The 25,178-nt window shown below is 70.9% G+C and carries 27 protein-coding genes and 2 tRNA genes; 11 read left to right on the top strand and 18 right to left on the bottom strand.

The window, feature by feature from the left end; translation table 11 throughout:
• The first annotated feature begins 18 nt into the window (after positions 1–18).
• Positions 19–738 carry a serine/threonine protein phosphatase gene (locus tag ABZ193_RS31650; protein ID WP_354712503.1) on the top strand — a complete coding sequence of 240 codons (720 nt, stop codon included), beginning with the start codon at positions 19–21 and terminating at the stop codon, positions 736–738.
• Positions 739–750: 12 nt separating this feature from the next.
• Positions 751–1,191, top strand: coding sequence for a YbjN domain-containing protein (locus tag ABZ193_RS31645; protein WP_020423305.1), 441 nt, complete (start codon positions 751–753; stop codon positions 1,189–1,191).
• Positions 1,192–1,197: 6 nt separating this feature from the next.
• Here the strand turns inward: ABZ193_RS31645 and ABZ193_RS31640 are convergent, their stop codons facing one another.
• Genes ABZ193_RS31640 through ABZ193_RS31625 form a run of 4 tightly spaced genes read right to left on the bottom strand, consistent with a single transcriptional unit; the run spans position 1,198 to position 5,741 of the window.
• Positions 1,198–2,610, bottom strand: coding sequence for a GH1 family beta-glucosidase (locus ABZ193_RS31640; protein ID WP_354712502.1), 1,413 nt, complete (start codon positions 2,608–2,610; stop codon positions 1,198–1,200).
• Positions 2,611–2,612: 2 nt separating this feature from the next.
• Entirely contained in the window at positions 2,613–3,455 is an 843-nt protein-coding gene (locus ABZ193_RS31635) for a carbohydrate ABC transporter permease (protein WP_020423303.1), read from the bottom strand.
• A complete protein-coding gene (locus tag ABZ193_RS31630; protein ID WP_020423302.1) occupies positions 3,452–4,432 on the bottom strand; it encodes a sugar ABC transporter permease in 981 nt (326 codons plus the stop codon). The genes ABZ193_RS31635 and ABZ193_RS31630 overlap by 4 nt, the downstream gene beginning before the upstream one ends.
• Before the next feature lie 19 nt (positions 4,433–4,451).
• Positions 4,452–5,741: an ABC transporter substrate-binding protein gene (locus tag ABZ193_RS31625; RefSeq protein ID WP_027936664.1), complete on the bottom strand. Its 1,290-nt coding sequence runs from the start codon at positions 5,739–5,741 to the stop codon at positions 4,452–4,454.
• A 124-nt stretch (positions 5,742–5,865) separates the two neighbouring features.
• On the opposite strand from ABZ193_RS31625, the gene ABZ193_RS31620 reads away from it, so the two are divergent.
• On the top strand, positions 5,866–6,915 hold the full coding sequence (locus ABZ193_RS31620; protein WP_354712501.1) for a LacI family DNA-binding transcriptional regulator: 1,050 nt from the start codon (positions 5,866–5,868) through the stop codon (positions 6,913–6,915).
• A 12-nt stretch (positions 6,916–6,927) separates the two neighbouring features.
• Here the strand turns inward: ABZ193_RS31620 and ABZ193_RS31615 are convergent, their stop codons facing one another.
• Positions 6,928–7,473, bottom strand: a complete 546-nt coding sequence (locus ABZ193_RS31615; protein WP_020423299.1) for a CGNR zinc finger domain-containing protein — start codon at positions 7,471–7,473, stop codon at positions 6,928–6,930.
• 101 nt (positions 7,474–7,574) lie between these two features.
• On the opposite strand from ABZ193_RS31615, the gene ABZ193_RS31610 reads away from it, so the two are divergent.
• From ABZ193_RS31610 to ABZ193_RS31595, 4 genes are read left to right on the top strand one after another with little or no spacing between them, the layout of a single operon-like run.
• Positions 7,575–8,036, top strand: coding sequence for a VOC family protein (locus ABZ193_RS31610; RefSeq protein ID WP_237339509.1), 462 nt, complete (start codon positions 7,575–7,577; stop codon positions 8,034–8,036).
• Positions 8,037–8,071: 35 nt separating this feature from the next.
• Entirely contained in the window at positions 8,072–8,983 is a 912-nt protein-coding gene (locus ABZ193_RS31605; RefSeq protein ID WP_237339510.1) for a pyridoxamine 5'-phosphate oxidase family protein, read from the top strand.
• A gap of 10 nt (positions 8,984–8,993) precedes the next feature.
• On the top strand, positions 8,994–9,206 hold the full coding sequence (locus ABZ193_RS31600) for a ferredoxin (protein WP_020423296.1): 213 nt from the start codon (positions 8,994–8,996) through the stop codon (positions 9,204–9,206).
• A complete protein-coding gene (locus ABZ193_RS31595; protein WP_354712500.1) occupies positions 9,203–10,399 on the top strand; it encodes an FAD/NAD(P)-binding oxidoreductase in 1,197 nt (398 codons plus the stop codon). Before ABZ193_RS31600 ends, ABZ193_RS31595 begins: the two co-directional genes overlap by 4 nt.
• A 122-nt stretch (positions 10,400–10,521) precedes the next feature.
• Here the strand turns inward: ABZ193_RS31595 and ABZ193_RS31590 are convergent, their stop codons facing one another.
• Positions 10,522–11,190, bottom strand: a complete 669-nt coding sequence (locus ABZ193_RS31590; RefSeq protein WP_354712499.1) for a QsdR family transcriptional regulator — start codon at positions 11,188–11,190, stop codon at positions 10,522–10,524.
• 124 nt (positions 11,191–11,314) lie between these two features.
• Between ABZ193_RS31590 and ABZ193_RS31585 the strand changes: the two genes are divergently transcribed.
• Complete coding sequence (locus ABZ193_RS31585) at positions 11,315–12,328, top strand: alpha/beta fold hydrolase (RefSeq protein ID WP_354712498.1); 1,014 nt, start codon at positions 11,315–11,317, stop codon at positions 12,326–12,328.
• 45 nt (positions 12,329–12,373) lie between these two features.
• Here the strand turns inward: ABZ193_RS31585 and ABZ193_RS31580 are convergent, their stop codons facing one another.
• The gene (locus tag ABZ193_RS31580; protein ID WP_354712497.1) at positions 12,374–13,762 is read right to left on the bottom strand and encodes an aldehyde dehydrogenase family protein; all 1,389 of its coding nucleotides are present in this window, start codon (positions 13,760–13,762) and stop codon (positions 12,374–12,376) included.
• A 58-nt stretch (positions 13,763–13,820) separates the two neighbouring features.
• Entirely contained in the window at positions 13,821–14,354 is a 534-nt protein-coding gene (locus ABZ193_RS31575; protein ID WP_237339514.1) for a DUF1360 domain-containing protein, read from the bottom strand.
• A gap of 85 nt (positions 14,355–14,439) precedes the next feature.
• Here ABZ193_RS31575 and ABZ193_RS31570 point away from each other — a divergent pair, with 85 nt between their 5' ends.
• On the top strand, positions 14,440–14,895 hold the full coding sequence (locus ABZ193_RS31570) for a GNAT family N-acetyltransferase (RefSeq protein ID WP_237339515.1): 456 nt from the start codon (positions 14,440–14,442) through the stop codon (positions 14,893–14,895).
• A gap of 4 nt (positions 14,896–14,899) precedes the next feature.
• On the opposite strand, the gene ABZ193_RS31565 is transcribed toward ABZ193_RS31570, so the two are convergent.
• Positions 14,900–15,994: a serine/threonine-protein kinase gene (locus ABZ193_RS31565; RefSeq protein WP_354712511.1), complete on the bottom strand. Its 1,095-nt coding sequence runs from the start codon at positions 15,992–15,994 to the stop codon at positions 14,900–14,902.
• A gap of 87 nt (positions 15,995–16,081) precedes the next feature.
• Between ABZ193_RS31565 and ABZ193_RS31560 the strand changes: the two genes are divergently transcribed.
• On the top strand, positions 16,082–17,041 hold the full coding sequence (locus ABZ193_RS31560) for an ATP-dependent DNA ligase (protein WP_020423288.1): 960 nt from the start codon (positions 16,082–16,084) through the stop codon (positions 17,039–17,041).
• 513 nt (positions 17,042–17,554) lie between these two features.
• On the opposite strand, the gene ABZ193_RS31555 is transcribed toward ABZ193_RS31560, so the two are convergent.
• From ABZ193_RS31555 to ABZ193_RS31525, 7 genes are all read right to left on the bottom strand, one after another.
• Entirely contained in the window at positions 17,555–18,172 is a 618-nt protein-coding gene (locus tag ABZ193_RS31555; protein ID WP_354712496.1) for a flavin reductase family protein, read from the bottom strand.
• 41 nt (positions 18,173–18,213) lie between these two features.
• Positions 18,214–18,792, bottom strand: a complete 579-nt coding sequence (locus ABZ193_RS31550) for an ATP/GTP-binding protein (protein WP_255346846.1) — start codon at positions 18,790–18,792, stop codon at positions 18,214–18,216.
• A complete protein-coding gene (locus tag ABZ193_RS31545) occupies positions 18,782–19,144 on the bottom strand; it encodes a DUF742 domain-containing protein (RefSeq protein WP_020418244.1) in 363 nt (120 codons plus the stop codon). The genes ABZ193_RS31550 and ABZ193_RS31545 overlap by 11 nt, the downstream gene beginning before the upstream one ends.
• Positions 19,141–19,551 carry a roadblock/LC7 domain-containing protein gene (locus ABZ193_RS31540; RefSeq protein ID WP_237339519.1) on the bottom strand — a complete coding sequence of 137 codons (411 nt, stop codon included), beginning with the start codon at positions 19,549–19,551 and terminating at the stop codon, positions 19,141–19,143. The genes ABZ193_RS31545 and ABZ193_RS31540 overlap by 4 nt, the downstream gene beginning before the upstream one ends.
• 17 nt (positions 19,552–19,568) lie before the next feature.
• Positions 19,569–21,809, bottom strand: a complete 2,241-nt coding sequence (locus ABZ193_RS31535; protein ID WP_354712495.1) for an ATP-binding protein — start codon at positions 21,807–21,809, stop codon at positions 19,569–19,571.
• A gap of 40 nt (positions 21,810–21,849) precedes the next feature.
• Entirely contained in the window at positions 21,850–22,578 is a 729-nt protein-coding gene (locus ABZ193_RS31530; protein WP_202961422.1) for an MHYT domain-containing protein, read from the bottom strand.
• Positions 22,579–22,859: 281 nt separating this feature from the next.
• Positions 22,860–22,936 (bottom strand) — tRNA-Pro (locus ABZ193_RS31525).
• A gap of 82 nt (positions 22,937–23,018) precedes the next feature.
• Here ABZ193_RS31525 and ABZ193_RS31520 point away from each other — a divergent pair.
• A tRNA-Gly gene (locus ABZ193_RS31520) sits at positions 23,019–23,089 on the top strand.
• A 91-nt stretch (positions 23,090–23,180) separates the two neighbouring features.
• Here the strand turns inward: ABZ193_RS31520 and ABZ193_RS31515 are convergent.
• Both ABZ193_RS31515 and ABZ193_RS31510 read right to left on the bottom strand, forming a co-directional pair.
• Positions 23,181–23,426: a hypothetical protein gene (locus tag ABZ193_RS31515; RefSeq protein ID WP_354712494.1), complete on the bottom strand. Its 246-nt coding sequence runs from the start codon at positions 23,424–23,426 to the stop codon at positions 23,181–23,183.
• Between the two features lie 1,054 nt (positions 23,427–24,480).
• Complete coding sequence (locus tag ABZ193_RS31510; RefSeq protein ID WP_354712493.1) at positions 24,481–24,993, bottom strand: hypothetical protein; 513 nt, start codon at positions 24,991–24,993, stop codon at positions 24,481–24,483.
• Positions 24,994–25,178: the final 185 nt, after the last annotated feature.

Below are 25,178 nucleotides of genomic sequence, written 5' to 3'. Positions count from 1 at the left end.
AGCACGAAGGAGGCCACCATGCACCGCCTCACCACCAGCCCCGTGTGGGCCACCGCGACCGCCCGCGGCCCGCGTTCGGTGAACGCCGACGCCACCGCGGCCTACACCGACCCGAGCACCGGGGAGGTCGTGTTCGCCCTCGCCGACGGCGTCGGCGACGAGGCGAGCGCCGCGCGGGCCGCCCAGGTCGCCGTCGCCACCGCCGTCCAGGTGCCCGCGTCGCAGGGGCCTGCCGCCGCGCTGGCCGCGGCGCAGCGGGCGGTCCGCGCCGAGCCGGCGGGCGACTGCGTGCTGGTGGTCGCGACGCCCGTCGACGGCGGTTACGGCGTCGGGTGGGTCGGCGACGTGCGGGCCTACGCCTGGAACGGCGACTCGCTGCGGCAGCTGACCAGGGACCACACGCTCGCGCAGTACTTCCGCGACCGCGGCCAGGTGCCCACCCCCAGGATGGAGCACCTGGTCACGACCAGCGTGCGGACGGCGCGCCCGGACGAGTTCGGCCACGCCGACGCGATGGGTCCCGCGGGGCTGCTGCTGACCAGCGACGGCGTCCACAAGGTCCTGACCCGCGCCGCGATGGCCGAGCTGCTGCGCGTGCCGTCGAACAGCGCGCAGGCGCTGGTGGACGCGGCGCTGGCGGCGGGCGGCCACGACAACGCGACCGCCCTGATGGCCGACCTGGCGCCCGCCCTGCCCGACCTGACCACCACCCCGCTGCCCACGGTCACCCCCGCCTGACAGGATCTCCGGATGACCACCGAGATCGTCGTTCCCGACCAGGCCTTCGTCGAGCGGCTGCTGGAGGAGATGGGGCTGGAGTACGGCCTCGACGAGGACGGCGATCTCGGCGCCCCGTGGGAGCACTTCCGGATGTACTTCGTGTTCCGCGGCGCGGACGAGGGACGGACCTTCGCCGTGCGCACCTTCTACGACCGCCGCCACGCGATCGAGGCCAAGCCGCACCTCCTGGAACTCCTCGACGACTGGAACCGCCGCACGCTGTGGCCGAAGGTGTACAGCCACACCGGCGACGACGGTGCGGTCACGCTGGTCGGTGAGGCGATGATGCTGATCGGCGCCGGCGTCACGGTGGAGCACTTCGTGACCACCACCGCCACCTGGATCCACGCGTCCGTCGAGTTCGACACGTGGCTCGTGGAGCAGCATCGCCTGCTCACCGACGAGACGTAGCACCCGTCACCCGCGGACCGGCGGCACCGCGTTGTCGCGGATCACGTCGGCGTAGAAGTGGGCGCTGCGCTTCATCGTGCGGACCTGCGTCCGGTAGTCCACGTGCACCAGCCCGAAGCGCTTCGAATACCCCTCCGCCCACTCGAAGTTGTCCAGCAGCGACCAGTACGAGAACCCCCGCAGGTCGACCCCCTGCGCGAGCGCCGCGTGCGCCGCCCGCAGGTGGGCGGCCAGGAACTCGACCCGCTCGACGTCGTCGATCCAGCCGTCCGGCCGCACCGAGTCGTCGTAGGCCGCGCCATTTTCCGTGACGTACAACGGCACCGCCGGGTACTCGCGGTGCACCCGCACCAGCGTCTCGGTCAGCCCCTCCGGCTGCACGAACCACCCCGAGTGCGTCACCGACGCCGCCGTGTCGGGCACGAACCCGATCCCGTCCGCGCCAACCCACTCCAGCCCGCCCGGCTCGACCCCTGGCCGCAGCGTGCCGGTGACCTCGTAGCCGCGGTAGTAGTTGATCCCCATCTGGTCGATCGGCGCCCCGATCAGCGCCAGGTCCCCGTCCCGCAGGCAGGCGCCGAGGCCGAACGGCTCCAGGTCCGCCAGCAGGTCCTCCGGGTACCGCCCACGTAGCACCGGGTCGAGGAACAGCCGGTTCTGCAACCCGTCCACCCGCCTCGCCGCGTCGCGGTCCGCCGCCGACGACGGGTCCTCCGCCCGCACCGGGTACAGGTTCAGCGTGATGCCCGCCTGCGCCCGCGGCGCGTGCCGCCGGATCTCGGCGAGGCCGAGGCCGTGCGCGAGCAGCAGGTGGTGCGCCGCCGCGACCGCCGCGCGCGGCTCCTGCCTGCCCGGCGCGTGGATCCCCTTGGCGTAGCCCAGAAACGCCGAGCACCACGGTTCGTTCAGCGTGGACCAGAACGGCACCCGGTCGCCCAGCCGCTCGGCGGCCGACGCGGCGAACTCGGCGAACCGGTGGGCGGTGTCGCGTGCGGCCCATCCGCCGCGCTCCTCCAGCGCCTGCGGCAGGTCGAAGTGGTAGAGCGTCGCCCACGGGGTGATCCCCCGCTCCAGCAACGAGTCCACCAGCCGCTCGTAGAAGTCCAGCCCCGCCGGGTTGACCGCGCCGCCGTCCGGGCGCACCCGGGACCAGGCCAGCGAGAACCGGTACACCCCGAGCCCGAGTTCGGCCATCAGCGCGACGTCGTCCCGGAAGCGGTGGTAGTGGTCGGCGGCAGGCTCTCCGGTGTCACCGCCCGCGACCGCGCCCGGACGACGGCAGAACGCGTCCCAGATCGAGTCGGTGCGACCGTCCACAGTGGTCGCCCCCTCGATCTGGAAGGCCGCCGTGCTGACCCCCCACGCGAACCCGGGCGGGAACTCCAGCCCGGCGGTGACCTCTTCACCCAGAACCGACATGCTCACCCTTTCACCGCGCCCTGCATGATCCCGGACACGATCTGGCGCCCGAGCAGCAGGAAGACGATCAGAACCGGAATGGTCGCCAGCGTGGTCCCGGCCAGCACCAGCGAATAGTCGACGTAGTGGCCGCTCTGCAGCTTTTCCAGCGCCACCTGCACGGTGGGGTTGCCCGCGTCGAGCACGATCAGCGGCCACAGGAAGTCGTTCCACGACATCATGAACGTGAACATCGCGAGCACCGCGGCCGCCGGGCGGATCGCGGGCAGGCAGACGTGCACGAAGGTCCCGAACACGCTGCACCCGTCCACCCGCGCGGCCTCGATCAGCTCGTACGGCACGGCGTCCACGATGTACTGGCGCATCCAGAACACCCCGAACGCGGTGACCAGGTTCGGCACGATCACCGCCTGCAGGTGCCCGGCCCAGCCGAGCTCGGACATCATGATGAACAGCGGGATCACGCCCAGCTGCGTGGGCACCGCGAGCGTCACCACGATGAACACGAACAGCCCGTTCGAGCCGCGGAACCGCATCTTGGCGAAGGCGAACCCGGCGAGCGCGGAGAACAGCACGGTCGTCAGCGTCACCGTGCCTGCCACGATCACGCTGTTGCCCAGCGCCTTCCAGAACGGCACCGCGTCGAACACGCGGACGGCGTTGGCCCAGAAGTTCCCGCCCGGCAGCAGCGGCGGCAGGTGGTCCGACAGCATGCCGGTGTCGCGGCTGGCCACCAGGAACGACCAGTAGAACGGGAACAGCGAACCCGCGACGAACGCGATCAGCGTGGCGTAGACGAAGAAGCGCGAACCGCCGCGCCCGCGCGGGAATCTCAGTGTGGTCATCGTTTCAGTCCCGTCGTCGCGGCGACCCGCCGGGTGATCAGGAAGTTGACCAGCGCGATGAGGACGATCAGCAGGAACAGCAGCCACGCGATCGCCGAGGCGTAGCCGAGGTCGAAGCCCTCGAACGCCGACTGGTACAGGTACAGGGTCAGGGTCTGGAACTGGTGCTGCGAACCGCCGTTGTTCGACCCGGGCATCGCGTCGAACAACTTGGGCTCGGTGAAGATCTGCAACCCGCCGATCGTCGAGGTGACCACCACGAAGATCAGCGTGGGCTTCAGCATCGGCAGCGTGATGGAGAAGAACCGGCGGACCGCGCCGGCCCCGTCGACCACCGCCGCCTCGTACACGTCCCGCGGCAGCGCCTGCATCGCCGCCAGCACGATCAGCGCGTTGTAGCCGGTCCAGCGCCAGTTGACCATCGTCGCGATCGCCAGGTGGCTGGCGAACCGGTTGGCCTGCCACTCCACCCGGTCCAGCCCCACCGCCTCCAGCATCGCGTTGACCAGCCCGTACCGCGGGCCGAACAAGTTCGCGAAGATGATGCCGAGCGCGACGAGGCTGGCCGAGTAGGGCAGCAGGATCCCGACCCGCCAGCTCGCCGGGAAGCGCAGCCGCAGCGACAGCAGCGCCGCGAGCAGGATCGCGATCACCAGCTGCGGCCCGCTGGAGAGCACGAAGATCGAGATCGTGTTCACGACCGCGTTCCAGAACTGCGCGTCGCCCAGCAGCGTCACGAAGTTCTCCAGCCCGACGAACTTCGGGTCGTCGTCGCCGATCTCCCAGTCGAACAGCGACACGTAACCCGTGTAGAGCAGGGGGAACAGGCCGGTCAGGCCGAACACCACGAAGAACGGCGCGATGTAGAGGTACGGCGAAAACCTGACGTCCCAGCGCGACAACCGTTGCCGCAGCGTCGGTCTCACCGGTTCCGGCGGCACGTCCTGCCGCGGTGGTTTTTCGGCCACAGTGGTCATCGGCCCGTTCCCCCTGCGCTCACTTCACGATCTTCTTGGCTTCGTTGACCACCTGCTGCCAGGCCTGGCCGGGTGGTGTCCCCTGCTCGACGGCCTGCAGCGCCGGGCTGGTGACGTTCTCCTGGATCTGGCCGTCGCCGGGACCCTTGTACTGCGCGCGGGTCACCTTCTTGGCCTGCTCGGAGTAGAGCTCGCCGACCTTGGTGTCGCCGAAGTACGGCTCGGTCTGCTGCAGCAGCTGCGGCGAGGTGAGCGCCTGCGTCTGGCTCGGGAAGTTGCCGCGCGCCTGGAACGCCTTGAGCTGCTGCTCCGGCGCGGTCAGCCACGCCGCGAACTCCGCGGCCTCCTTCGGGTGCTGGCTCTGCTTGGGCACGGTCAGGTACGAGCCGCCCCAGTTGCCGCCGCCGTTGGGGAACGCGTCGGTGACCGCCCACTTGCCCGCGTTGCCGGGACCGGCGTTCTCCTCGACCACGCCGAGCATCCACGACGGGCACACGGTGGTGGCGAAGGATCCCTGCTGGAACCCGGTCTTCCACTCGTTGCCGAACGCGATGAGCTTCGCGGACTGGCCGCGCTGGATGGCTCCGGTGATGCGGTCCCAGGCCGCCTTGATGCCCGGGTTCGTCTCGATGGTGAGGTTGTCGTTGCGGTCCAGGTAACCGGTTTCGAGCTGGTTGACCATCGAGTTGTACAGCTGCGAGGACGCGTCGAACCACGCCTTGCCACCGGTGCGCTGCACGTACTGGTCGCCGGCCGCGAAGTAGGACTCCCAGGTCGCGAAGAGCGACTTGACGCCCTCGGGATCGGACGGCAGACCGGCGGCCTGCAGCAGGTCCTTGCGGTAGCACAGGGCCAGCGGGCCGATGTCGGTGCCGTAGCCGATCAGGCGGCCGTCGGAGTCTTTGCCCGCCTCGTACTTCCAGTTCAGCCACCGGTCCGGGGTCACGTCCTTGGGACCGATCTCGGTGAGGTCGTTGAACTTGGACGACTTGTCGATGATGTCGGAGAAGTGGCCCTCCTCGACCGCGACCACGTCCTCCAGCCCGTTGCCCGCGGCCAGCTTCGTGATCAGGTTCTGGTGGTAGGGGCCGCCCTCGCCGGTCTTGTGGTGGGTGATCTTGATGTTGGGGTGCAGGCGTTCGTACTCGGTGATCAGGTCTTCGTAGCCGAATTCGGTGAAGGTGCCGATGGACAGCTCGATCCGCCCGTCGCCGGACGTCCCGGACGAGCCGCCGCCACAGGCGGCCAGGCTCGCGCCCAGCACCGCCAGTCCGATCGCGAAGCTCACGCCCTTGTGAAGATGTCGCACGTCGATTCCCTAACTCGTGGGGTTCCAGGGAGGGAGATTTTGGGAGCGCTCCCAGAACGGGCTTGAGTGTGTCCCTAGTCACCCGCCGTGTCAAGATGCGCTATTGTTGGAAGCGCTCCCATCGATGGCGGAAGGTGACCCGGTGACCGCACACGGCAACCACGACGGCCGACCGACGCTGGAGGACGTGGCCGCCTTCGCCGGGGTCTCGCGCTCGACAGCGTCCCGGGCGCTCAACGACGACCCGAACGTCAGCGCGCGCGCCCGGGAAGCGGTGCGCGCGGCGGCGGCCGATCTGGGCTATTCGCCGAACCAGGCGGCGCGGTCGCTGGTGACGCGGCGGACGGGCGCGGTGGCGGTGGTGCTGTCCGAGCCGGAGGAGGTCGTGCTCGGCGATCCGTACCGGACCGCGGTGATGCGCGCCGGGTACCGGGAGCTGGCGGCGTCCGGCGCGCAGATGGTGTTGATGTTCTGCGACGGCCGGGACGACTTGGCGCGGACGTTGCGCTTCCTGGAGGGCGGGCACGTCGACGGCGCGCTGGTGTTCGCGCCGCACCAGGCGGACCCGTTGCCGCGGGCGCTGCGGCTGCTGCGGCTGCCGGTCGTGTTCGGCGGCCCGGCGGGCGGGGTGGCGCGTGGCGTGCACGTGATCGACTTCGACAACGAGTCCGGCGCGCGGCTCGCGGTGGAGCACCTGGTTTCGCTGGGCCGCCGCCGCATCGCGACGGTCGCCGGCCCGCAGGACCAGACCGCGGCGGTCCACCGGTTGTCCGGATGGCGCAAGACGCTGGCCGACGCGGGGCTGGAGTCGGCGGGCCTGGCGGAGGAGGCGGACTTCACGCTGGACGGCGGCCGCGACGCGATGGACCGGCTGCTCGCGCGGAAACCAGACCTGGACGCGGTCTTCGTGGCGAGCGACGTGATGGCCGCGGGCGTGTTGCAGTCACTGGGCGCCGCGGGCCGCCGCGTGCCCGCCGACGTGGCGGTCGTGGGTTTCGACGACCACCCGGCGCTGGCCACCGCGATGAACCCCCCGCTGACGACGGTGCACCAGGACCCGGCCGCCCAAGTGCGCCAGATGGTCGCCACGCTGACCGCCCTGCTGGCCGGCGAAACGATCCGCCCGCGGCGGCAGGTGCTACCGGTGTCGCTGAAACTGCGCGAATCGGCGTGAGCCGCCCCGGCCTCAGCCGGACCCGGCTCGCTCCCGTTCGTAGTGCCGGGCGGCTTTCGCCCGGTTGCCACACCCCGCCATCGAGCACCACCGGCGGGTGCCGTTCTTGGTCGTGTCGTAGAAGTGCAGCACGCACTTCGGGTGCGCCGCGCACCGCTTGATCCGCTCCGGCTTGCCGTCGACGAGTCCCAGGTAGTCCGTCGCGGCGAGCCAGGCAGGCAGCCAGGCCGGATCATCGGTTGTGCCACGCGCCTCCGGCCCCGCTGCGCCGAGCCGGTAGCGCAGCGCCCCGCGCTCGAGGATCAGGTTGAGTTCGCGAGCGGCGTCCCGCCCGGCTTCGCCGTCGACCAGGGCCCGGAGAACTTCCCGCGTCTCACGCAGGGCGCCGCGCGTCGCCTCGTTCGCGACCGCCCGGTCCGCCAGGCCGGCCGAGTGCAGCCAGACGCCCACACCGTCGGTGGAGTCGAGCAGGTCCTCGGGGCCGTTCTCGCCGATCCAGTACGTGTTCAGCAGATCGAGGCACAGCGGCTCGCCGGTCAGCGGACGGGGGTCTGGCACGAGCCGAGTCTACCCGGTCATCTCCCGATAGGTGGTTGACACTGGATCGTCTAACCGTCTAACTTCATTAAGACGGTTAGACCCCACCGAGGAGGAAGCTCATGACAACTGCCACGATCAGCGCCGTTCAGACCGGCCACGTCGGTCTGAACGTGACGGACCTGGAGCGCGCGGTGCCGTTCTACACCCGGGTTTTCGGGTTCCAGGTGCAGGCGGAAAGCGGGAACGACGAGCGGCGCTGGGCTTTCCTGGGGCGCGACGGGCGGCTGGTGCTGACCCTGTGGCAGCAGAGCGAGACGCCGTTCCCGGCGTCCTCGGCCGGGCTGCACCACCTGTCCTTCCAGGTCGACTCGATCGACGAGGTGCGAGCGGCCGAGTCGGTGCTGCGCGAACTCGGTGCCGAGTTCCGCTACGACGGAGTGGTGCCGCACGGGGAAGGCATGAGCTCCGGCGGCATCTTCTTCACCGACCCGGACGGCATCCGCCTGGAGATCTACGCGCCGAGCGGCGCCGAGACCGCGGCCGCCCCCAGCGGCGAGGCGCCCACCTGCGGCTTCTTCTGATCCGCACCCTGATTCCGCGCTGAAAGGAGGCCGCTGTGGCGGTCGACGTCTACCACGAGGGTGAACGGGCCGCCCAGCGGCGCTCCGGCCTCCTCGACCAGGGCGGGTTCTCCGCCCGCGCGATCCAGCACGCGATCCCGGCGGTGGCCCGGGATTTCCTCGCCCGGCAGGTCATGCTCGTGCTCGGCGCCACCGACGCCGAGGGCCGGGTCTGGGCCACACTCCTGTCCGGACCGCCGGGGTTCCTGCGGGCCGAGGACGACACCACGCTCGCCGTCGCGGCGCTCCCGGCGCCCGGCGACCCGTTGCGCTCCCGGCTCGGCGAACCCGCACCGGTGGGCATGCTCGCGATCGAGGCGTCCTCCCGGCGCCGCATGCGGATGAACGGCCGCAGCACACCGGTCGCCGGCGGCTTGCGGGTCGCGCTCGAGCAGGTCTACGCGAACTGCCCGAAGTACATCCAGAAGCGGGAACCGCACCCGGAGCAGGCCGCGCCCGGCGAACCGGTCACCTCGTCCGCCCTGTCGCCGGACCAGCGGGAACTCCTCAGCCGCGCCGACACGTTCTTCGTCGCCACCGCCGACCGGGACGGCGACGCCGACGCTTCACACCGCGGCGGCAACCCGGGCTTCGTCCAGGTGCTGTCCGACACCACGCTGCGCTGGCCGGACTACGTCGGCAATGCCATGTTCAACACGCTGGGCAACCTGGAGGTCAACCCGGCCGCCGGACTGTTGTTCCAGGACTGGGCCACGGGCACGACCCTGCAGCTCACCGGAACGGCGCGCACCGACTGGGGGCCGGCCGCGGCCGGCTCCCTGCCGGGGGCGCAACGGGTCGTCGACTTCACCGTCAGCGCCGTGGTCGAGATTCCCAGCGCCAGTCGCCTCCGCTGGAGCGCACCTGCCTTCTCCCGCTTCAACCCTCCCCTCCCCACTGCCTCATAGGACGGTCACGGTGCAAGTACACGTCGACCTCGCGGTGTGCCAGAGCCACGGCCAATGTGTCTTCGGCGCGCCGGACGTCTTCTCCTTCGACGACGACGACCAGCTCCGCTATTCGCCCTCCCCGCCGGAAGAACGGCGTGCGGACGTGATCCGGGCGGCGTCCGCCTGCCCGGTGCGCGCCATCACCGTCGGCCCGTCCGGCAGCGGAAGACCGGCGGCATGACCGCCGGTGACGCGGGCATCGTGGTGGTGGGCGCGTCCCTGGCGGGCCAGCGCGCGTGCGCCGCACTCCGCCGCCACGGCTACCGGGGGCGCCTGACCGTCGTCGGCGCTGAGCCGCATCTCCCCTACGACCGGCCACCGCTGTCCAAGGAGCTCCTCGCCGCGACGGCGGACGAGTCCGCGGCGGCACTGCCGGCCGCCGGGCTCGGGATCGATTGGGTGCTCGGACGGCGAGCCCGCCGGCTGGACGTGCCGAGCCGCACCGTCGAACTGGACGGCGGCGACGTCCTGCCCTACACGGGCCTGGTCGTCGCCACCGGCGCCGCGCCGAACCCCTGGCCGGGAACGCATCCGCCGGAAGTCGGGGTGTTCCGCACGCTGGACGACGCCCGGGCCCTGCGGAACCGGCTCGGCGGCGGCGATCACCTGCTGGTCGTCGGAGCCGGTTTCCTCGGTGGCGAACTGGCCGCCGCCGCCCGGGGCCGGGGGACGTCCGTCGAGCTGGTCGAAGCGCAGCCGCAGCCGCTGCGCTCCGCACTGGGGCCGGTCGCCGGCGAGTTCGTCGCGGCACTGCACCGCGCGGCCGGGGTGTCCCTGCGGACGGGCACGCGGGTCGGCTCGTTCACCGGTGGCCACCGGCTGACCGGCGCGATCCTGTCGGACGGCACCCGGGTGGCGGCCGACCTCGCGGTGGTGGCACTGGGCGCGTCGCCGCGCACCGGATGGCTCGCCGGCGCGGGCCTGCGCATCGACCGCGGTCTCGTCTGCGACCACCACGCACGAGCGCTCGGCATCGACGGGACGCCGGTGCCGGGCATCGTGGTGGCGGGAGACGTGGCCCGGTGGCCACACCCGTGGGCGGGGCCGGACGGCGCCGTGCTCGGCCACTGGACACACGCGGTCGAACAGGCCGAGGTGGCCGCCCGGACCCTGCTCGACCCGGCCCATCCCGCCACCTACCGCCCGGTGCCGTCGTTCTGGTCCGACCTCTACGGCGTCCGGCTCCGCGCCGTGGGTTTCCCCGCGTTCGCCGACACCGTCGAGGTCCACGAAAACGACCCGGACGGCGGCAGACTCGACATCGCCTACCGGCGGGATGGCGAGCTGGTGGGCGCGCTGACCGGCAACCGCCCCGGCCGGCTGACCGCCTACCGCGCCCAGCTGGCCGAGGCTCTCGGACGCGTGCCTGCCTGACCGGCCCGACCGCCGGACCGTCCGATGTGGACGGCCTTCGTGACGGTCATCCCGCCGACCGGCGAGGCGCGCGACGGCCGGTGTCGCTGAAGCCGCGCAAATCCGCGTAGGCCGTTGTCCACTCAGGACTGGGCCGGGCCGAGCAGAGCCGCGACGGCGGCGGCCGCCTTGGCCGCGTCGGGTTCCTCACCGACGATCAGATCGGCGTAGATGAACGACTCCGCGATGCGGGTCATCACGTACGCCGTGTCGTGCGCGGGCAGCGGCAGCCGCAGACCGGAATCGGCCTCCTCGGCGCGGAGCAGCCCTTCGAACAGCGCGATCACGCGGGTCTGGTGCACACCGGCCCGGGTGGTGAGCAGCCGCAGCGCGCGGTCGCGCTCCCGGCGGAGGTAGGCCCGGAAGAACCCGGCGTCGATGATGGCACCGCTGAAGGCGTGGAACACCGACACGACCCGGGCCACCCCGGTCCCCTCGGCGCCGCGGACGGCGCCCTGCCAGGTCGGCAGGCACAGCGACCAGATCACCTCGGACAGCAACTCGTCGCGGTTGCCCACCCAGCGGAACAGGGTCGCCCGGTCGACCCCGAGTTCCGCGGCCAGCGCCCCCATGTCGACCCGCTCACCGGCGAGGAAGGTGCGGCGCGCCGCCCGCAGAGCCTGACGCGGCCCGGCGTGACGGCTCTCCTGTCCCGCGTAGAGCTCGCGGGACAGCCTGGTGAACGGCTCCCGGCGCGCGGACTCCAGCGCCGCGTCCGACGCCAGCCTGCTCCAGGACACGTCTGTGCTCACACCGGCACTCTACGTCGAGGGGACGCGGGCTGCAACATTTCTGAATGTGTTGCACCGACGCCGGCGCACGGTTATCGTTCCCGGCACCCCAAGTGGATCCGATGTGGACAGAAAGGCAGCAACGATGCGCCTTCACCGTGTTCTCGCGGCAGCCCTGATCGCCGCAGCCATCGCCGTGCCGGCGCCCGCGGCCGCCGCACCGTCCTTCGCGCCGGTGGACCGCCCCGGACCGGAGCTCACCGTGCCCGCCGCGGAGCTGGCGAAGAGCATCACCTGCACGGCGAACGCCGCCGTGGCGACCGAAGACGTGGTGCTCTTCGTGCCCGGCACGACCCTGACCCCCCAGCAGGACTTCGGCTGGAACTGGTTCCGGGCGCTGGACCGGCTCGGCAGGCCCTACTGCGCGGTGACCCTGCCGGACCAGGCGATGTCCGACGCCCAGGTCTCCGCCGAGTACGTGGTCAACGCGATCCGGCACGTGCACCGGATCAGCGGACGCCAGGTCGACGTCGTCGGCCACAGCCAGGGCGGCACCGAACCCCGCTTCGCGCTGCGGTTCTGGCCCGACCTGCGGCCGATGGTCGACGACTACGTCGGACTCGGGGCGACCAACCACGGCAGCGTCGTGATCAACGCGATGTGCCCGCCGGTCCTCGGATGCGCACCCGCGCTGTGGCAGCAGACGCTGAACTCGGCCTACACCAGGGCGATGAACTCCGGCCAGGAAACCTTCCCTGGCATCTCCTACACGGCGGTCTACACCCGCACCGACGAGTTCGTCCAGCCCAACCTCGACGACAGCGGCACCACCAGCCTCCGCGGCGGGGGCGGGCGGATCACCAACGTGGCCGTCCAGGACGTGTGCCCGGCGAACGTGGCCGGAGAGCACCTCGCCGTCGGCACCTACGACCCGACGGCGTACGCGATCGCGATGGACGCCCTGACGCATCCCGGTCCGGCCGACCCCGCACGCGTGCCCCGCGAAACGTGCGGACAGCTGTTCATGCCCGGAGTCGATCCAGTGCGGTTCGCGACCGACTACGCGGCGCTGACCGGTGTGATCGCCGAGCAGCTCGCCCTGCACGGCCGGGTGCCGGCGGAGCCGCCGCTCAAGCCGTACGTCTTCGCCACCCGCTGACACGCGTTCCGGTCCCGCCCCCGGGGAGAGGGCGGGACCGGACGTTCACGCCCGGCCGCCGGACGGTCCGATGTGGACGACCTTCGTCACGGTCATCTCGTCGAGCAGCTCGGGCCCGTAGCCGAACCCCTCGCCGCTGGCCTTGCGCGGGTGGGCCGCCCCGGCGGGCGCGCCGCCGAAGACGTTGTTCACCTTCACCGTCCCGACGGGCAGTTCCCGCCACGCCCGCTGCGCGTGCGCCATCGACTCGGTCAGCACCGTCGCGGTGAGGCCGTACCGGTCGTCGGCCGCCTCTTCCAGCGCCTGGTCGAAGCTGTCCACCACGCGCACCGGCGCGACCGGCCCGAACGTCTCCTCGCTCAGCACCCGCATCGACGGCGTGCATCCGGCCAGCACGGTCGCCGGGTAGTGCGCGCCCGGCCCGTCCGGCAACGTCCCGCCCGCCAGCAGCGACGCGCCCTGCGCCACCGCGTCCTCGACGTGCGAGTGCACGTGCTCGCGCTGCCGTTCGTCCACCAGCGGCGCCATCGGCACCTCGGACGGTCGCTTGCGCGCCTCCGCCACCAGCGCGTCCAGGAACTCATCGGCCACCGACCGGTGCACGTAGATCCGCTCCACCGACACGCAGATCTGCCCGGCGTTGGCGAACGCCCCCAGCGCGGCCTGCCCGGCCGCCCACTTCGGATCCACACCGGCGTCGACGATCAGCGCGTCGTTGCCGCCGTTCTCCAGCAGCACCTTCGCCCCGGTCCGCGCCGCGGCCACCGCCACCGAACGGCCGGTCGCCGTGCTGCCGACGTGCGCGATCACGTCGACGTCCGCGGACTCCGCCAGCTGCGCGCCCACCCGGCCGTCGCCGTCCACGCAGACCAGCACGTCCGCGGGCAGGTGCCGCGCGATCAGCTCGGTCAGCATCCGCCCCACGTGCGGGCACCGCTCGCTCGGCTTGTGCACGACGACGTTGCCCGTCGCCAGCGCGGCGCCGATCAGCCCGCACGCGACCGCGACCGGGTCGTTCCACGGCGTCAGCGCCACCACGAGGCCACGCGGCCCGGGCACCATCAGGTCCGTCGCGTCCCAGCCGCCCTGCAGGCTGCGCCCGCGGTGGGCGGGCCCCAGCTCCGCGTACTGCTCCAGGGTCCCCGCACCGGCGAGGACACCTTCGCGTGCCTCGTCCGGCAGCTTGCCGGTCTCGCGGTTGTTCATCGCGGCCAGCTCGTCGGCCCGCTCGCGCAGCTCGGCCGCCGCGGCCTTCAACGCGGCAGCCCGCTCCCCCGCCGCGGTCCGCGCCCAGCCCGCGAACGCCGCCCGCGCCGCGCGCACCGCCTCGGCGACCTCTTCCGCGGTCGCGCTCGGCACGCGTCCCACCAGCTCACCGCTCGCGGGGTCGCGGACCTCGATGGCCGCGTCTTCCCGGGTCATCAGCTCAGTCATCGCACCTCCTGTCCGCGGTGCGAGTACCCCTGCTCCTCCTCCGCGACACCCGGCGGGCTCAGCCCTCGGCGATCTGCTGCGCCTTCGCGTAGGCCAGCTGCAGGAAATCGGCGCCGGTCAGAGCGGCCATCGCCGCCACGACCAGGCGCGTGACCCGGGGCGCGAAGACGTGGCCGACGGTGAACCCGGTCACCACCCACATGTCGAGGCAGAACGGGCAGCTGAGCAGCTCGCCGAGGCTGTGCCGCAGCCCGGAGGGCTTGCGCACCTCCTCCATCACCTCGGCAGGCCCGCCGGTGTCAGCGTATCGGGTGAACGGGGCGCGCAGGGGGCTGGTGACGGCGTCCTTGCTGATCGTGCGCGCCAGTTTGTGGGTACCCATCGCCATCAGGGCGATGTCGGACACCCGCAGGTCACGGGGCAACTTCCGGCCGGTGAGCAGAGCCGCGAGCACCGCCGTCGCCACGAGCGAGGTGTACACGAGCATGACGACGAGGTAGCCGCCCAGCGGACGGTCGTGGTTCCCCCGGTAGGCGTCGGCCTCCGCGCGACCCGCGGCGGCGAGGTCCCGGAGTCCGGCGTGCTGCGCCATACGCTCTCCTGATACTCGGCTGTTCGTGCGGCCACCGGGTACCCCCGAGGCCCACGGGCAACCGCCCGGCCGCGAAGGAGGAGAAATGCCGCACAAGTACCTCTTCCGACGCGCGACGCCCGACGACGCCGACGCGATCCGGGAACTCGTCCACGCCGCGTACGCGAAGTGGGTGGACCTCATCCGGCGCGAACCCCTGCCGATGCGCACGGACTACCGGCAGGCCGTCACCGCTCACCACATCGACCTGCTCTACGACGACGACCAACTGGTCGCGTTGATCGAGATGATCCCGGCGGTGGACCACCTGCTGATCGAGAACGTCGCCGTGCGGCCGTCCGCGCAGGGCGCCGGTTACGGGCGGCTGCTGATGCGGCACGCCGACCTGCTGGCCCAGTCGATGGGCCTGCCCGGCGTGCGGCTCTACACGAACGCCCTGTTCACCGAGAACATCCGCTTCTACCGGCGGCTGGGTTACCGGGTGGACCGCGAGGAGCCGTTCCTCGACGGCGCGCTGGTGCACATGAGCAAGGCGGTCTGACGCCTCACTTGTCCTTGCCGGGCTTCTTGTCCGGCCCCTTGCCCTTGTCCTGGCCCTTGCCCTTGTCGTCCTTCCGGCCCTTCGCCGGCGCGGGAGCCTCCTCGCTCTGGCTCGCCGGAGCGGTTTTCGCCACCGGGGCGGGTGTTTCGCTCGTCACCGGCGGCGGCGCGGCCACCGGCGCGGGGGCCGGAGCGGTGGGTGCGGGCACCGAGGCCGGAGCCTCCGTGGTGGAGCCGTTCAGCAGGGTGAACGCCATCGCGGCCGCGGCCGCCACGCCGGTGATCCCGGCGGCGACACCGAGGCGCCGCTTCGGCTTCAGCGGCACCAGCGGCCGGGTGACCCCGCCGAGCACGGCCGCCACCTCGCGCGCCGTCGGCCGCCCCTGCGGGTCCCGGTTCCCCATGCGCCGCAACAGGTCCGCGAAGTGCGGTGGCAGGCCCTCCGGCACCGCGGGCGGGCGCAGCAGGCGCGCCACCGCGGACTCGGTCAGCGACCCGGGGTACTCGCGCCGCCCGGACAGGCATTCCAGCAGCACCAGCCCGAGCGAGTAGACGTCCGCGGCCGGCCCGACCGGTTCTCCGCGCACCTGCTCGGGCGCCATGTACGCGGCGGTGCCCACGACGGTGCCGGTGGTGGTGAAGCGGGTGCTGTCGTGGCCCTGCGCGATGCCGAAGTCACCGAGCACCGCCCCGTCCGGCCCGAGCAGGATGTTGGCGGGCTTGACGTCCCGGTGCGTGATCCCCGCGTGGTGCACGTAGGCCAGCGCGTCCGCCAGCCGCGCGCCCAGCTCGATCGTCTCGTCCACCGCCAGCGGCCCCTCGGCGATGCGGTCCGCGAGCGTCGGGCCGTGCACCAGCCGCATCACGAAGAACGCGCGCCCGTCGCACACGCCGGAGTCGTACAGCGGCACCAGAGCCGGGTGCCGCAACCGGTCCAGGATGCGGAACTCCTGCGCCTGCCGCCGCTGCTGGGCGGGTGTCGAGCCGGCGTGGAAGAGCTTGATCGCGACTTCGCGTTCGGCGACGCGGTCCCACGCGCGGTGCACGTCGGCACTGCCACCGCCACCGATCCGCTCCTCGAGCCGGTACCGCTCACCCATGTCCACGGGGAATCGCTACCCCTGCGCGGGTGGCGGCAAACCCGGCCAGGGGTGGCCTGGACGACACGGATCGGCAAGAGTGGGGCCATGAGCAGCGCAGAGGTGCGGGACGGCGTGTCGTTGACGAACCTCGACCAGTCACTGTTCGCCGATGCCGGCGCCACGAAGCGCGATCTGGTCGACTACCTGGACGCGGTCGCCGACCGGATGATCGCGGCGCTGCGGGACCGGCCGCTGTCGGTCGTGCGGGTGCTGCGCGGCCAGGACGCGTTCATGCAGAAGAACCTGCCGAAGTACACGCCGGAGTGGGTGCCGCGGGTGAGCATGTGGGCCGAAAGCTCGCACCGGCAGGTGACCTACGCCCTGTGCGACGACCGCCGCACGCTCCTGTGGTTCGGCAACCAGCGGGCGATCGAGTACCACCCGACGCTGGGCCTCGCCGGGCACCTGGACCAGCCGACGCACCTGGTGCTCGACCTGGACCCGCCGGAGGGCTCGGCGGCCTTCGACCTGGCGGTGCGCGCGGCCCACCTGGTGCGCCGCGCGCTGGACGACTGCGGTCTGGCCGGCGCGGTGAAGACCAGCGGTTCCAAGGGGGTGCACATCTTCGTGCCGGTGCGCGGCGCCGACGCGGAGCAGGCCGCCGCGGCCACCCGGGCGCTGGCCGCGCGGGCCGAGGCGCTCGACCCGGAACTGGCGACGACGGCGTTCATCCGCGAGGACCGCGAGGGCAAGGTCTTCCTCGACTCGACCCGCGCGGGTGGCGCCACGGTCGTGTCGGTCTACAGCCCGCGGGTGCGGCCCGGTCTGCCGGTGTCGTTCCCGGTGCCGTGGAGCGACCTGGACAACGTGCACCCCGGCGACTTCACCCTGCGGGAGGCCCTGCGGCTGCTGGACTCGGGCGACCCGTGGACCGAGTCGCTGCCGGACCCACAGGAGCTGCCGGAGGAGCTGGTCGAGCACGGCCGCACCATCCCGATCGCCCGCGTGCAGGCGATGCACGAGGGCAAACGCCGGGCCCGCGCCCGCCGCGAGCAGGGCTCCTGACTGTGGTGACTCGGGCGCGCTGATCCTGCCCGCCGCTCACCTGCCGCGGCTGCTCCCGCCGCCCGGGCGCTGGCTGCCGCGCTGCTGCCCCTGCCCCGAGCCGCAGCCCCGCCGCCCAGCCGCCAGCCACCACTGCTGCCCGTCCCCCGAACGGCAGCCCGGCCACCCCGTCACAAGCCGCCACGCTGCCGCCCCTCCCCCGAGCAGCAGCCCGGCCACCCCGTCGCAGGCCCCCACGCAGCCGCCACTCCCCCGCGCAGCAGCCCGGCCACCAGTCACAAGCCCCCACACAGCCGCCACTCCCCGGAACGGCAGCCCCACCACCCAGCCGCAGTCCGCCACGCAGCCGCCGCTCCCCGGAACGGCAGCCCCACCACCCAGCCGCAGGCTGCGGCCCCGGCGACCCCGCGCAGCCACAAACCCCCCATACAGCCGCCCCTCCCCCAAGCAACAGCCCCACAAAGCCGCCCCTCCCCCAAACAGCAACCCCACCACCCAGGCCGCCCCAGCCACCTAGCGCGGCGTCTCCGAGCGGAAGCTGTGCCCCAGCTCCGGCCCGAGGCCGAAGTAGTGCCGGAAGTTGTAGATCAGCGGGCTCCACGCGCCGGGGTCCACGTGCTGCGTCCCCGGCACCACCAGCCGCGGATCGCAGTGCACGCGCAGCACCTCCGCCTGCACCACCACGAACCCGCCGCCGCAGCCCTCCCCCACCTCGGCCACCCGCGCCTCCAGCGCGATCGGGCAGTCCGCCACCCGCGGCGGCCGGACCAGGTCCGAGTTCACGGGCCGCAGCCCGGCCGCCGCGAACTTGTCCGCCTCGTGCCGGAACGTGCCGCGTTTGTGCGCGGGCACCGGGTCCGCGCCGGTGAGCGGGGCCAGCCGCTCCACCGCCCGCCACTGCTCCGGACCGGGCAGGTTGACCACCACGTCCCGGCGCGCGCGGAGGTTGGCCGCCGTGTGCGAGGCGGCGGACAGCCCCAGCACGACCACGTGGCCCAGCGCCCACGCCGAGGACATCGGCGCGAGGTTGGCGCTGCCGTCGGCGTTCTCGGTCGACAGCAGCACCACGGGCGTGCCGAAGTACAGGATCTTCGGGTTGATCACGACGTGCTCGTCCGTTGCGGTGTTCACGCCGCCACGCTAGGAACCGGTCGTGTCGGTCCCGGCCGAACTCAGCGGTGCCTGCCCCGCCGCACCTGCTCCACCAGCGCGATCAGCACTTCCTTCGCCGACTCCCGGTTCCGCGCGTCGCACAGCACCACCGGGATGCCGGGGTCGAGGTCGAGCGCGGCCGCGACCTGGTTCGCGCGGTACTGGCGGGATCCGGCGAAGCAGTTCACCGCCACCACGAACGGCGTCTCCCGCCGCTCGAAGTAGTCGACCGCCGGGAAGCAGTCTTCGAGGCGGCGCGTGTCGGCGATGACGACCGCGCCGAGCGCGCCCTGCGCGATGTCGTCCCAGAAGAACCAGAACCGGTCCTGCCCCGGCGTGCCGAACAGGTACAGCGCGAGGTGCTCGTCGAACGTGATCCGGCCGAAGTCGATGGCGACCGTGGTGGTCGTCTTCTGCTCCACGCCCTCGGCGTCGTCGATCCCGGCACCGGCCTCGGTCAGGTACTCCTCCGTGCGCAACGGCTGGATCTCGCTGACGGCCCCGACCATCGTGGTCTTGCCCGCGCCGAACCCACCCGCGATGAGGATCTTCAACGCGGTGAAGGGTTTCGCAGGCGCGGGCAGTGGTTCAGAGCGCACGGAGTCCATTCAGCACTTCCCTCAGGATGCGATCGGTCGGCCCGGTGGCGGCCGGCGCCGGGCGGGTCACCTCGATGTGCCCGCCGTTCAGCAGGTCCGCCAGCAGCACCCGCGTGACGTTGAGCGGCAGGTTCGCGCGGGCCGCGATCTCCGCGACCGACAGCGTGTGCGCCTGGCACAGCTGGAGGATCACCGCCTGCTCGGGGCTCAGGGTGAGGTCGTGCTCGGGCCGCGTGCGGGCGGAGACGAGCGCGATGATGTCCAGGAAGTCGGCGGACGGCCGGGCCCGGCCCCTGGTCAGCGCGTACAGGCGGACCATGGGGCCGGACTCGTCGCCGTACCAGTCGCTCACGTGCCTGTCCGGTCCAGCCGCGGTGCGGTGTACATGTGCTCACCCACCTGCGAAACGAGCCGCGCCATCTCGTAGGCGACCAGTCCGATGTCCGTGCCTGCTTCGGCGAACACCGACAGGCAGGTCCCGCCGCCCGCCGCGATGACGAACAGGAACCCGCCGTCGAGCTCGACCATCGTCTGCCGGACCGCGCCGGCGTCGAACTGCCTGCCCGCGCCCTTCGCGAGGCTGTTCAGGGCCGACGACACCGCGGCGAGGTGCTCGCTCTCCTCGCGGGTCATCCCCGTCGAAGTGGCCATCGCCAGGCCGTCGTTGGACAGCAGCAGCGCGTTCCGGACCCGTGGCGCGTTGCCCACCAGCTCGTCCAGCAGCCAGGCGAGCTCCCTGCTGTTATCGGTGGTGTCCACCGCTACCCCTCTCGTCGTCATCCGTTGCGTCCGCGGGTGAATCCCTGCTGCAGGGCGGACATGGTGGCGCGGGCCTCGTCGGGCGACGTCCGCGGCGCCGCGGCTTCGTCCTGCGCGGATTCACGCAACCCGGGAGCGAGGTGCGCCTGTCGTTTGCGGCGCGGCAGACCGCCGGTTTCGTCGTCCTCGGCGACCACCGGTTCTGGCCGCGGCGGAGCCGGCGGGCGCGGCGGCGGACGGTGCCGTCCGTTGTCCCGTTCCCGGGCCGGCTCGGGGCGCCGCGCCGGGCGCGACCGGGCCGTGGGGACCTCGGCGTCGGCGGGCGTGGCCTCGGCGCGGGTGAGCAGCGCGGTCGGCAGCAGCACGACCGCGGTCGTGCCGCCGTAGGCCGAGCGCCGCAGCGTCACGGTGATGCCCTGGCGCCGGGCCAGGCGGCTGATCACGTAGAACCCGAGCTGCTCACCGTCGAACAGGTCGAGCTGGTGCGCCTCGGCGATCCGCCGGTTGGCCTCGGCCAGTCGCTCCGGGCCCATGCCGAGGCCGCGGTCCTCGATCTCCACGACGAACCCGGCGCCGACGGCCTCGCCGTGCACCAGGACCGTGGTGTTCGGCGGGGAGAACGAGGTGGCGTTCTCGACCAGCTCGGCGATCATGTGGGTGAGGTCGGCGACGGCGGCGCCTTGGACGCCGACGTCGGCCATCCGGTGCACCTCGACGCGCTGGAACTCCTCGACCTCGGCGACGGCCGCGCGGACGACGGTCATCAGCGGGACGGGTTTGCTCCACACGCGGCCGGGGGCGGCGCCGGACATGATGATCAGGCCTTCGGCGTGGCGGCGCATGCGGGCGGCGAGGTGGTCGAGGCGGAAGAGGTCCTCCAGCTCGGCGGGTTCCTCGGTGCGCCGTTCCATCGTGTCGAGCAGGCTGAGCTGGCGGTGCACGAGCGACTGGCTGCGCCGGGCGAGCGTGACGAAGACGCCGGACACGCCGGTGAGCAGCTCCGCGCGTTCCGCGGCGGCGGTCAGGGCGGCGCGCTGCACGGCGTTGAGCGCGGCGCCGACCTGGCCGATCTCGCCGTCGCTCGGCGGCACCACCGGCACGTCGGCGTCCGGGTCGATCTTCTCGCCGGCCCGCAGCCTGCGCATCGCGCGCGGGAGCCGCCGGTTGGCCAGTTCGAGGGCCGAGTCGCGCAGGCCGACCAGCTCGATCACCAGGCCGCGCCCGATCCGCACGGAGATCAGCAGGGCGAGCAGCACCGCGGCGAGTCCCAGCAGGACGGTCACCGCGCTTTCGGTGAGGGCCGAGCTGCCCGCGTCGTCCGCTTCGGCGGCGGCCTCGATGGCGGCCTCCGAGCGGACGGCGGCGAGGTCGCGCGTGACCGCGTCGAGCGAGGAGGCCCACTGGCCGGAGGTGACGGTCGCGGCGAGGGCGCGGCCCGCGGTGTCGGCCTGCACGGTGTTCTGCACGTCGGTGAGGGCGCGGTAGGAGTCGCTGGACGTGATGTCGCGGAGGGCTTCCCGCTGGGTGTCCGGCAGGTCGGACAGCAGACCGGCGGTGAGGACGCGTTGCCCGCCGAGCGCGTCGACGAAGGCGCGGTAGGTCTCGGCGTTCGCGCGCCCGGCGGCCGCGGCGCGGGCCGCGGCGTCCTGCCGGGCGAGCATCTCCCCGACGCGGCCGAGGGCGGGCACGGCCAGGGCGACCGGGATGTCGTGGACGTCGGCGAGGGCGGCCTCGACCGCGAAGGCCATATCGATGGCGTCGGAGTAGGCGTCGAAGGTGGCGCGCCAGTCGGCCTGGCGGGCGGTCACCGCGCCCTGGGCGCTGCCCAGCCTGGTCACGTCGGCGACGAGGTCGCCGAGGCGGCGGTCCAGGTCGGGCGCGAGGCCGGCGAGGTCGGCGGCGACCAGGGTCACGCCGTCGCGCAGCGTCGTGAGCGCGGCGCGGGTCTGGGCGTACCGCTGCTCCAGCGCGGGCAGGTCACCGGAGCCGGCGAGGTGGGCGGCGACGACCGCGCGTTCGGCCTGCAGGCCGGTGACCAGGTCGGCGACCGGGGCGGTCAGGTGGGTGTCGAACTTCTCGACCTGACGCTGGTTCCAGGCGGTCTGCACGGCCGAGACCGTGGCGAGGCCCCACAGGACCATCAGCGAGACCACCGGCACCATCAGCAGCGCGACGATCTTCGCGCGGACGGACCGCGGCGTCAGGCGGTCGACGAGCCGGGGGGCCGGCGAAATGCGGGCATGCTTTTCTCGGCGCACGGCCATGGTTCTCCCATTGCGGAATTCGTTCGCGGTTCGCTCAGGTCGTCAGTTCTTTTTGCGGACCCGGGGAAAGCGCGACGAACGCGGAGGTCAGAAAGAGGTAGGAACCCAGCACGACGGTGAGCGGGAACACGAACTGCATGGGGGTGGCGCCACTGGTCACGGAATGCCCGGCGTGCACTTCGACGCTGACCGCCGCCATTCCGGTGTAGTGCATGGCGCTGACGGCGACGCCCATCACGAGGGACGCCCCCACCGCGGCGGCCTTGCCGTGGATGTTGAGGGTGGCCCAGAGCGCGGCGGTCGCGGCGGCGACCGCGATCGCGACGGACAGCGTGACGACGCCGGGGTCGTAGGAGACGTTGCCGGACAGCCGCATGGCGGCCATGCCGATGTAGTGCATCGCGGCGACGCCCAGGCCGGCGACGGCGCCGCCGACGAGCACGGCGAGGGTCTTGGAAGCGAGGTAGCCCACGGCGAACACGCCGATGCCGACGACCGCGATGGCGACCAGGAGGCTGAGCACCGTGAGCGGGACGTCGTACCGGATCTCGCTGCCCGTGACGCCGAACCCCATCATCGCGATGAAGTGCATGGTCCAGATCCCGGTGCCGATGGCCATGGCGCCGTTGACGAGCCAGTGGCGGCGGGAACGGCCGGTCGCGGAAAGCGCTCGCACCATGCAGCGGAGGCCGAGTGCGCTTCCCACGCACGCCATGACGTACGACAGAACGGGCGTGATCCAGCCGAACGTCAATTCCGTCATCGAGCCCATTCTGTCCTTCGTTCACCGTTGGAAAAAAGCACCACCCCCAGGTCTGCTGGAGGACAGTAAGTGAAGGAGGAGGAAATCTCAACGGTACTGCGAAGTAGGTAACCGAGGTAAACACTTGACGCGGCGCACTGAGATTCTGTTCATGCCTCACGAAATCGTGTTGAACACAATTAAGGATGGCGGTGACGAAAAATAAGCGCCTGCCGGACGCGGTGCCCGCCGCCGGACACGACTCCGGCCGGCCGCCACACGGGCGACCGGCCGGTCGATGGTGGTCGGGATGACAGGATTTGAACCTGCGACCCTCCGCTCCCAAAGCGGATGCGCTACCAAGCTGCGCCACATCCCGGTTCGCCCCAGGGCCGGGGCGGTGCGATCACTCTAGCGCGAGCCGCTAGACTCGCAGACGCGCCCGTACGATGCGGGTGCATGCGGGCGTAGCTCAATGGTAGAGCCCCAGTCTTCCAAACTGGTGGTGCGGGTTCGATTCCCGTCGCCCGCTCTCACTGTCTTCGCAGGTCAAAGTACACAACGAGCGGCGGTCCCCGGTTCTGAGGGCCGCCGCTCGCTGCTGTCGTGCCATTACCGTGCCACTAGCTCCCGCCCTGCCGGTAGCGCTCCACCCGTGCGTTCAGCTCGTCGGCGATCTGCCGGTCACGGGCGCTCGTCGCATGCTGGTAGATCAGCGCAGCCCGCGCGGTGCTCTGCCCCATCCGCTGCATCAGCTCCCGCGTGGTCGCGCCGGCCTCCGCCGCCATCTGGTTGCCGGTGTGGCGGAGATCATGGAAGTGGAAGCCGTCGGGCAACCCGGCCTTGACCAGAAGCTTCTTCCAGTCCACCTCGCGACGGAAGTTCCCGCGCCGCAGCACCCCTCCGTCTGAGCGCAAACCAGCCTAATCTGGCGACCGAAGCAACGCCGCTATGAGTGACTTTATCGCGACTCATGCCATGGATCATGAAAACCCGAGCATGGCCCCAAACATCGATAGCAACTCAAGGCATCGCCCGCCGGATAAATACCCAATATCGCCCTGAGTTGACTTTCGCTTATTTCTATTTCTTGAGGCCGCGCCAACGGGTCGCGAGGACGACTCACCATACTGACCTCATGTAGATCGATATCACTGAGCACCGGCGCCGGATAGCACTGGATCAAGCCAGCTTCGATGTGATGACATGAGTATCTCCCGCAAGCGTTACACCTGCCACTGCTTTTGTCCACTTCTACCTCATAAAGTTCATCGAGCAGATGCGAACACTCGTCAATGTCTAGTTGACAGATCGAACAAAGACGCTTCGCAGTGAAGCCCATTGAAAACCCCCACCGATTATGCATTATGCTCAGTGGGCATGAATCGTAGTATATGCCTTCTCGGAAAGTTACATCGCACCCGAAAATTCCGCATACAAGCGCTGCCACTGAATGCGCGTGCAGGTGAGCAATATCATTTACTGGGGTATCTTCGAGGAAATTGTATGCGTCGACAGCATTACTCAACGCCGTCCGGGCGTGAGCCTCAAGATGGCTCCAGTATCGCTCGAAGAACTCCTCAAACTGAGGTTCCTTTGGTAGTACGAGCCGCCGATATTCTTCCAAATTGGCTAGCTCGCGGATCCGGGCACGCAGCCGCGCTTTGATCTTCGACCAGCGCAGGTGCAGCGTCTTCAAATCAGGACTAGCAACACCCAGAATATCGCAGCCGACACCTGGAACCTCGGGGATATCTGCCAGGCGACCCGGGAGGCAGGTACCGACCGCGATCAGGACACTACCATAGGCCGCCATCGATTGACGAAGGGCAGATATCCCATCGAAAAGCAAGGCGCTAGTTCGAGCCGGCCCTGATGCAGGCGGCAAAGGTACGTCAGTGCGAACAATCAGCCCCTGAATCCTCAAGGTTCCACCGTCTGCTGATCGCCCCCGGCTTCGATTTTGCCTCGGTTCTCGCGATTAGGCCAATCTACAAGCGAGTCAAGCAAACCTTCAACCGCCGCAGAGCGACCAGTTATCTCGACTCCACTTATGCGCCTCTTCTCGCCATCGAGGTCTACCGCTGCAATCTTCAAACGGACCGGGACTTCCTCGACGGCGACATCATTTTCCAATGCCAGCTTCTTTGCCTTGATTCTGATCGTGCGATACATTAGCTTGATCAGGTCGGTAGACAGGTTACCTACAATACCCAAGCCGATCGACAACCAGATTTCACTTGCCGTGTACTCGCCAAGGTAACGTCGCGCATTAGCGTGGTGCGAAAATTGGAGATCAATCCCGGAAGCCCTGGCCGTTTTCGGTAAGCCAGCCAGGTCTTCCGGATACAGACCATCACCGTTATCGGCAATCCTTTCTGGCAACAGAAAAAGATCGACGTCAGTAGCGTCAACACCAGCGATCACTTCAGCCAACCGAGGATCCGGGTCCCAATCGGTAACAAGCTCTTGCAACTCAACCTACCTTGCATCTTCTGCCGAATCTGGCTCTATGGGATCAAGACGCGCCGCCGGCGGCGGCGCGCTCTGCCGGTTGCCTTGGGTGCCGCAGCAGGACCCGGGCGCGGCTTACGCCGGGCTGCCGCTCCGCTTCGCCCGGC

The sequence above is a fragment of the Amycolatopsis sp. NPDC006125 genome, assembly GCF_040614195.1.
GTDB lineage: Bacteria > Actinomycetota > Actinomycetes > Mycobacteriales > Pseudonocardiaceae > Amycolatopsis_E > Amycolatopsis_E tucumanensis.
This window is presented reverse-complemented; position numbering and strand designations above follow the sequence as displayed.

What these genes read in the sequence shown, in the direction of transcription:
- ABZ193_RS31650 (WP_354712503.1), top strand. Translation starts at nt 19, where the DNA reads ATGCACCGCCTCACCACCAGCCCCGTGTGGGCCACCGCGACCGCCCGC.
- ABZ193_RS31645 (WP_020423305.1), top strand. Translation starts at nt 751, where the DNA reads ATGACCACCGAGATCGTCGTTCCCGACCAGGCCTTCGTCGAGCGGCTG.
- ABZ193_RS31640 (WP_354712502.1), bottom strand. Translation starts at nt 2,610, where the DNA reads ATGTCGGTTCTGGGTGAAGAGGTCACCGCCGGGCTGGAGTTCCCGCCC.
- ABZ193_RS31635 (WP_020423303.1), bottom strand. Translation starts at nt 3,455, where the DNA reads ATGACCACACTGAGATTCCCGCGCGGGCGCGGCGGTTCGCGCTTCTTC.
- ABZ193_RS31630 (WP_020423302.1), bottom strand. Translation starts at nt 4,432, where the DNA reads ATGACCACTGTGGCCGAAAAACCACCGCGGCAGGACGTGCCGCCGGAA.
- ABZ193_RS31620 (WP_354712501.1), top strand. Translation starts at nt 5,866, where the DNA reads ATGGCGGAAGGTGACCCGGTGACCGCACACGGCAACCACGACGGCCGA.
- ABZ193_RS31610 (WP_237339509.1), top strand. Translation starts at nt 7,575, where the DNA reads ATGACAACTGCCACGATCAGCGCCGTTCAGACCGGCCACGTCGGTCTG.
- ABZ193_RS31595 (WP_354712500.1), top strand. Translation starts at nt 9,203, where the DNA reads ATGACCGCCGGTGACGCGGGCATCGTGGTGGTGGGCGCGTCCCTGGCG.
- ABZ193_RS31585 (WP_354712498.1), top strand. Translation starts at nt 11,315, where the DNA reads ATGCGCCTTCACCGTGTTCTCGCGGCAGCCCTGATCGCCGCAGCCATC.
- ABZ193_RS31580 (WP_354712497.1), bottom strand. Translation starts at nt 13,762, where the DNA reads ATGACTGAGCTGATGACCCGGGAAGACGCGGCCATCGAGGTCCGCGAC.
- ABZ193_RS31575 (WP_237339514.1), bottom strand. Translation starts at nt 14,354, where the DNA reads ATGGCGCAGCACGCCGGACTCCGGGACCTCGCCGCCGCGGGTCGCGCG.
- ABZ193_RS31570 (WP_237339515.1), top strand. Translation starts at nt 14,440, where the DNA reads ATGCCGCACAAGTACCTCTTCCGACGCGCGACGCCCGACGACGCCGAC.
- ABZ193_RS31565 (WP_354712511.1), bottom strand. Translation starts at nt 15,994, where the DNA reads ATGGGTGAGCGGTACCGGCTCGAGGAGCGGATCGGTGGCGGTGGCAGT.
- ABZ193_RS31560 (WP_020423288.1), top strand. Translation starts at nt 16,082, where the DNA reads ATGAGCAGCGCAGAGGTGCGGGACGGCGTGTCGTTGACGAACCTCGAC.
- ABZ193_RS31530 (WP_202961422.1), bottom strand. Translation starts at nt 22,578, where the DNA reads ATGACGGAATTGACGTTCGGCTGGATCACGCCCGTTCTGTCGTACGTC.